Source organism: Psychrobacter nivimaris (assembly GCF_904846365.1).
GTDB classification, from domain to species: domain Bacteria; phylum Pseudomonadota; class Gammaproteobacteria; order Pseudomonadales; family Moraxellaceae; genus Psychrobacter; species Psychrobacter nivimaris_B.
In genome coordinates this window covers 1-7,061 of record NZ_CAJHAL010000057.1, presented here as the reverse complement: position 1 = coordinate 7,061, position 7,061 = coordinate 1, and the positions used below count along the sequence as shown (strand labels likewise).

Sequence of the window (7,061 nt, the reverse complement as noted above, 5' to 3'; positions counted from 1 at the left end):
TCATCGAAGCTGTTCATGCTACCAGCCATTTGCTCGGCCAGTTTTTTAATGTCAGATTGAGTAGTCATTGCTTATTCTCCTGTTAATGGATTATAAGCAGTTACACAGTTTTTAGGAAACTCCCATACGAGTCAAAATTATAAAAAACCCATCATAAGCCGAAACTTATGATGGGTTTTTTATTCTCCAACCACTAAATTTTTTAGGTCCTATACTCTAAAGCGCAACTTATCCCTTGAAACATCCAGTACCACTGTTTCATTGTAAACATTATAGGTATGGAGACGATCAATGTCAGTCTCCCAATTCGGTTCGATATAACGTACAAAGGTTTCCTTATAAGAGATCGGTGTCAACTCTTCTACTAGGTATAAAGCCACCCTACGCCCATATCTAAGAGTACCATCCTGGGCAGTACGAAAGAGCTGACCGTTTTTTCGGAACAATGCGCCTGCTAATCGCGATCCACGCACGTCAATTTTTAGAGGCGCCGAGGGATGAATGGTCCAATTATCTGCTTGCAGCTTGTCAGACGTATAAATATACAACTCTAAATCCATAGTAAATGCTGAAATTGAACCGTGGGTTGTGAAAAGATACCATAATCCATTATGCTCAATCACGGCGCTATCCACGGCCTGAACGTCTGAAACTAACTCATGAACTTTTTCCCACTTACACGGAAAATCTGTCGCTTTTAATAAGCTAATACAATTGGTTTTTGCAGCCTCTGGAATCATATAGACAGCATCCTCATACTCGAATACATTGGGAAAGCTTAAGTGCGTGCTAATACCCAAATCAGCTTGTCCTGAACCAATAACTTGATGGCTTTCATTCAGCTCTATCCACTCTATTCGACCAACACTCTCTTTATAGTTCAAGCTTTCAAAAAATATGTAACGTCTTGAGTCTTGTTCAATATAAAAAGGATCGGCCCAAAAACATCCCTTTTCAGGTAGTATCTCCGTGTATGTTTGTATCGGCTGATCAGTAGAACCAATAAAAATACTCCAGTTGTTTAGATAAAGACTTTTATAAAATCTTTTTATCATGTAGTTTTTGAGAAAATTCTGCAAATGTCGTACTGCTGTTAACTGTGGAGGCGTTTTATAAAGTGTGTGATCGTTAATTAAATTAATAAAATCCCCACTTTCGACGCCAATTTTATTTTTACGGAAGTACCAATACAGTACTGATGCTGCAACCCCTTTTAACTTGTCCTCAGTCAAATTATAGTCCCAGTAAAACAAAGTGCCATAACCTCTACCTACCACTTTGTGTACATCATGGTCATTACTCAATAGTTGCAGTGTCACGACGCTGTTCTCCCATTGTTCAGCAAACTGCCAATACAACGCAGGCTCACCTCGCTGTATCCTTTCATCACCATAATGAAGTAAGAGAATGCCATGCTTTGTAACACCTAGCGCTTTCCCTATTAAGGTTTGAAAATCCATACTCAGCAGGTAATCTAAATCTGTTGCCTGCAGTCTCTTAATCACTGAGTGTTCAATTTCATCAGTGGATTTATTCTGTCTTGGTATTGATGTAATGACAGGCATTTTGCCATTAGGGACTAAATCATGAATAGAATAACGCTTGGTAGTCTTTTTAGCTCGAGAAAGAATAGAAAATAACTTTTGATTGATAGACGGTATAACCTTGGATATATGAGAGGGATTAGCTTGGTGTTCTGCACTTCGTTGGATAGCAATACAAACCTCAACTATACCTTCATCTACTAGAGATTTTAATGGCATAAAATTGTGCCATTCTAATGTTTCATCTTCTACAAAGATTCCAAGCCTAATTTTTTTCATCGTTATCACATTCAATGGCACACGATATTTTGCAAATTCTGTCCCGCAACACGTGTCCAAGCTCCTTTTAAGTGAATTATCATTCCATTATATATTCATATAATAGCATATATATTGACAAACGTTAAACAAAGCGCAACGTTAAAATTAAACATAAAAAAGCTCCGCTATCTTTCGATAACAGAGCTTTTAATAGCCAAATAGGCTTTATGACATAATCATAATTTGAGCGAAACGCGATTCATCGAGAAAGGTGAGAAAATGGTCAATATAAAGTGACAGGCTGAGCAGCTAAAGCGGTTTAATTTGGCGAGATATTACTACTGTGAAGACGCGTCCGATAATAAAACGTGGACGTTCAGACGAGATGCGGCGGATCAGTAGCTTGATATAAAATACATTTATTACATTCAATAGAAGCGTTGCATTCAGTGCGTCTAACCCAGTCATCCAATATCTTTTAGTTGAACATATGAACAGATCACAACAACCCTTCTTGTGTCATCATTTCTTGTATCGAGGCACGGTTTAGCATGGCTTGATAATGTGCGTTTAAATGTGTCCAATCCTGTGCTCGACTCGCATATCGCTGACTCCAGTGAGCAATCATAAATAAATGAAAATCAGCCCCACTTAATTGATCGCCTAACAACCATGGACCATGACTCGCCAGTCCCTTTTCAACAATACCCCAGCAGTGGGTTAGTACATTATTCGCTTTATCTTTCACTTGCTGCAAATTGTGCTCGCCGTTGATGTAATGCTCGGGATGCGCCCAGCGATTAGCAGCTTCTTGCAGTGTAGAAGACATCCAAAATAAATACTGGTAATAGACACCGCGCCTAGAGCATCCTATATCAGGTGCTAGCCCAAACTCTAGGTGTTGATCTAACACATACATTAAAATTGCCGCAGACTCATAAATAACCTGTCCCTGATGCACCAACGTAGGTACTTTGCCACTTGGATTAATGGCTAGATACTCAGCTGATTTTTGCATGTTTTTAGACAGGTCTATTTCTATCATTTCATAAGAAACGCCTAGCTCCTCAAAGACAGCATGGGTGGCCATATTGGCACCACCCTTATCCCAATATAAAGTATAAATAGTCGTGTCCTTCTTGCTGTGGCGATTAATGGATAAAACCATTGCACTGAGCGATAAGAATTATTTTCTAACGTGAAACAATCGATATGATGGCGTCAGCCAGTTGAGGGATTTCCGTCATCTTCAAACCTGCAATATTGATTCTGCCATTTGGCATGCCGTAGATAGCGAACTCATCTTGCAATATCAGCATTTGATTTTTGGTTAGCGGTAATAGAGAAAACATGCCTTTTTGGTGCGAAATGTCCAAAAACTCTACAGGTACACCCCTATCTTTTAATGCTGCGCCTAATGCTTGGCGAATAGCATCTACCCTATCACGGTAGCTTGCCAGCTCGACTAACCAAGCGTCTGGGCTGTCTAGCAAATAAGAAGCCACTGCGGCACCGTGATTGGGCGGCATGGAGTAGTTGGCACGTGTGATGGTTTCTAAGAGTGTCTGTATATCTGCGTGACGCTCATGGTTCGTCGTCATCACCGTGGCAATACCAGTACGCTCATTGTATAGCCCCATGTTCTTTGAACAGCTGGCGGCGATAAATGCAAAGTCAGCGTCTTCAATCATTAAACGAAGTCCTGCAGCATCGGCATCAGGATCATCTCCAAAACCTTGATACGCCATATCAATAAACGGGACAATATTTTTCTGTTTACATTTATCAGAAAAAATTTGCCACTGCTCTAAAGAAGGATCTATACCGGTAGGATTGTGGCAGCACGCATGTAATAACAGCACGTCTCCTTCTTTTGCTTTTTCTAACGCAGCAAAACACGCATCAATATCTAACTGTCCATTTTTATTTTGCCATGGATATGTATTAACCGTTAACCCAGCACCTTCCATCAGCGGACGATGATTGATATAGCCAGGGTCGCTGATCCAAACGGTTGAATCTGGAGAGAGCGTGGCGATTAAATCAGCAATGAGTCGTAATGCACCTGATGCTCCAACCGTCTGAATCGTGCACTGGTCTTTTAGACTTGGACTGTCACCCAGTACAAATTTTGCCATTTGCTGGTTAAAATTAGCGTTACCCGATAACATGCCATAAGCCTTCGAATGAGCTTGATGAGCAAGATGTATCTCTGCGTCTTGCACGGTTTTCATCACAGGTGTATTGCCATGCTTGTCTCGATAGACACCAACCAATAGATCTATTTTATGTTTACGCTGGTCAGTACGAAACCTACCTAACAATGCCCATAGTGGATCACCATTGATAACAGGCATATTATCTAACATCATGATACTTCCTTAATTAGTTTATTTCGCTCGATTGGACAAGATGACCCCAATGGTACTGAGTACGATGCCGCATATCATAATGACTGATAGAGACTCATTGAGTATCAGCGTAGCCAGTATAGCGGTTAATCCTGGGGATAAAGATCCAAGTAATAAGGTACGAATGGAGCCCAGCTGTTTGACTGCATAAGAAAACGCAATGGTTGATACTACCCCTACACCAAGTCCTTGTACTAGGATAAATGGAAACGCTTCATCAAAAGATACAGACCCTATATTCGTCTCTACAATACCAGACAGAACCATCATCAATGTCAGAAAAAACGAGGTATAAGAGATCACGATAGCGATCGCTATTGGACTCAATTTGGTGCTTTTTAACCCTAAGGTATAACCCGCCCAAATCAGGCTTGCCATCAGTAATAACCCCACACCGTACAGAAGACTATTAGGTATTGACTGTGCACGCCCACCAATCATAGTAGCGATACCAAAGAGAATAAGGATTAATGCGGCAAATTTTCTTAATGATATTCGCTGACGATAAAAAATAAAAGACAATATTGCGGCAAAGAAGACTGGTGTCCCTGTCAAAATAGTACCAACATAAGCTGCTGGTACCGTACTTGCACCAAAAGCGGCCAATAAAAGAAAAGGCACGCCACCAAGTAAAACAAACATGATATCTGGCAGTCTGATATTTTTGACTTCATTCAAACTAGAGAGTACCCAAGGAGTCAACAAGACTAGCGGTACACTAAAGCGAATGAGCATGACATCCGCAATGCTTAGCGACGACGCCCCAACCGCTCGTACAGTCAACGCAAATCCTGACCAAATCAACAATACGACGCTCATAGCCACATAGCCTTTGGTTAGTGGCGACATTACAAAAAAAGGATTTTTGCGCGATGAGGGGTGGAATATCGTATTCATAGTCGTGTCTTATGCTGCTATATAAAGACCAATTATCGATTAAAATACGCGCTTTTATCTCTATTTATTCATTGCAATTTTGCAAATATTTGGTGGATAATGCTAACTAAATAAAAATTATTGGCTTAAAAAGCCAAAAGGTAAATTATGGACAAAATCGACCGCCATATCTTGGAAGTGCTCCAGAAAGAAGCGCGCTTATCTACAGCCGAACTGTCCGAACGTATAGGGCTGTCGCCATCTCCTTGCGCGCGACGCCTCAAACGTTTGGAGGACGAAGGCTATATAGAGAACTACCAAGCGAACGTAAACAAAGCCAAAGCGGGTATTGCGATGAGTTTCTTTGTGGAAGTCAGTCTCAACAGCCACCAAGAAGAATCTATCGCAGCTTTCGAACGCGCCCTGTCCAATATGGACGAGGTGATTAATGGACATGTGGTATCGGGTTCTTATGATTATTTGTTAGAAGTGGTGAGCCCTAATCTCGATGGTTATGAGCGGTTCACCCGTAAGCTACACAAGCTTGCTAGCGTAAAAGATATACACACTCATTTATCGGTAAGAAAGGTAATCAATAAGACGACTTTACCTATTTTTGTGTGAGATTCTTTCATACTGACTAGGAGCACAATATCTCGCTCGATCACTCGTGAGTAGCAAGACCCATAATAAGTTCATTTGGATTTGACAGAATATTGCTATGATAAAAAGTCTTAATAGTACGACGTGGACGTTTAGACGAGATACAGCGGATTAATAGAGTATTTGATGAGCTTTAACTATAACGCCCTAATATAGGAGATATTACTAGGGCTTTATTTTAGAGGGATAAGTAAGTCGGGAGTTTCCTAAAAACTGTGTAACTGCTTATAATCCATTAACAGGAGAATAAGCAATGACTACTCAATCTGACATTAAAAAACTGGCCGAACAAATGGCTGGTAGCATGAACAGCTTCGATGACATCAAAGACTTTCAGAGGCAGCTCATGCAATCTTTTATCGACACCGCACTTGAAGCCGAGATGGAAGACCACCTCGGTTACCCCAAGCATGAGAAAGCAGATAAACCAAACAAGCGCAACGGACACACTAAAAAGACCGTCCGCAGTGATACAGGCGATCTTGAAATCTCTACCCCAAGAGACCGTGATAGCAGCTTTGAGCCTGTACTCGTTAGTAAGCATCAAACCCGTATCTCAGGTCTCGATGATAAAATCATATCGTCACTACAGGCATAGCCTTCCGTCTTGCGCTTCGGGCAAGTGTGCCCCACACACTTGCTTATCCTCGCTCATACGCCAAGGGTCAAACCACCACCGAGATTGTAGAGAGCATTAAAGAGTTCTACGATGTCGACATCTCAAGCTCTCTTGTCTCAAGAGTCACCGATAACATATTAGAGGACATCACCGCTTGGCAGAACCGGCCGCTGAGCAGTGTTTATCCTATCGTCTATCTAGACTGCATCGTCGTGAAGATACGTCAAGACAAGCAGATCATCAACAAAGCCATTTACTTAGCCCTAGGCGTTAACCTTAACGGTAAAAAAGAGCTGCTTGGTATGTGGCTCTCAGAGAATGAAGGCGCTAAGTTCTGGCTGGGCGTTCTCACTGAGCTACAAAACCGCGGGGTACAAGATATCCTCATTGCCTGTGTCGATGGTCTAAAGGGCTTCCCCGATGCCATTAACACCGTCTATCCAAACGCACAGGTTCAGCTGTGTATCGTACACATGGTGCGCTATTCAATGAAGTTTGTGCCGTGGACGGATAAAAAGGCCGTAGCGGCTGATTTAAAGGCCATTTACGGCGCTGATACCCTTGAGATAGCAGAGGCCAATCTTGAGCACTTTGATGAGACTTGGGGCAAAGATTACCCGCACGTGGTCAAGTCTTGGCGCAATAACTGGGAGGGCTTAACGGTGTTCTTTGAGTATCCGAAAGACA

Annotated in this window: 5 protein-coding genes and 2 pseudogenes; 2 read left to right on the top strand and 5 right to left on the bottom strand. The window is 41.8% G+C overall.

Features of this window, described 5'->3' with window-relative positions; genetic code table 11:
- The 5 genes and pseudogenes from JMX63_RS14790 to JMX63_RS14085 all read right to left on the bottom strand — a co-directional run.
- Nucleotides 1–68: pseudogene (locus JMX63_RS14790) on the bottom strand (transposase); the annotation flags it as partial.
- A 141-nt stretch (nt 69–209) separates the two neighbouring features.
- Complete coding sequence (locus JMX63_RS14100; RefSeq protein WP_201573103.1) at nt 210–1,823, bottom strand: glucosamine inositolphosphorylceramide transferase family protein; 1,614 nt, start codon at nt 1,821–1,823, stop codon at nt 210–212.
- A 481-nt stretch (nt 1,824–2,304) separates the two neighbouring features.
- On the bottom strand, nt 2,305–2,973 hold the full coding sequence (locus tag JMX63_RS14095) for a glutathione S-transferase family protein (RefSeq protein WP_227673352.1): 669 nt from the start codon (nt 2,971–2,973) through the stop codon (nt 2,305–2,307).
- A 25-nt stretch (nt 2,974–2,998) separates the two neighbouring features.
- On the bottom strand, nt 2,999–4,177 hold the full coding sequence (locus tag JMX63_RS14090; protein WP_201573099.1) for an aromatic amino acid transaminase: 1,179 nt from the start codon (nt 4,175–4,177) through the stop codon (nt 2,999–3,001).
- An 18-nt stretch (nt 4,178–4,195) separates the two neighbouring features.
- Nucleotides 4,196–5,113, bottom strand: coding sequence for a DMT family transporter (locus JMX63_RS14085; RefSeq protein ID WP_227673351.1), 918 nt, complete (start codon nt 5,111–5,113; stop codon nt 4,196–4,198).
- A 147-nt stretch (nt 5,114–5,260) separates the two neighbouring features.
- On the opposite strand from JMX63_RS14085, the gene JMX63_RS14080 reads away from it, so the two are divergent.
- Nucleotides 5,261–5,716, top strand: a complete 456-nt coding sequence (locus JMX63_RS14080) for an Lrp/AsnC family transcriptional regulator (protein WP_057758867.1) — start codon at nt 5,261–5,263, stop codon at nt 5,714–5,716.
- Nucleotides 5,717–6,008: 292 nt separating this feature from the next.
- Nucleotides 6,009–7,061, top strand: a pseudogene (locus tag JMX63_RS14785) (IS256 family transposase); the annotation flags it as partial.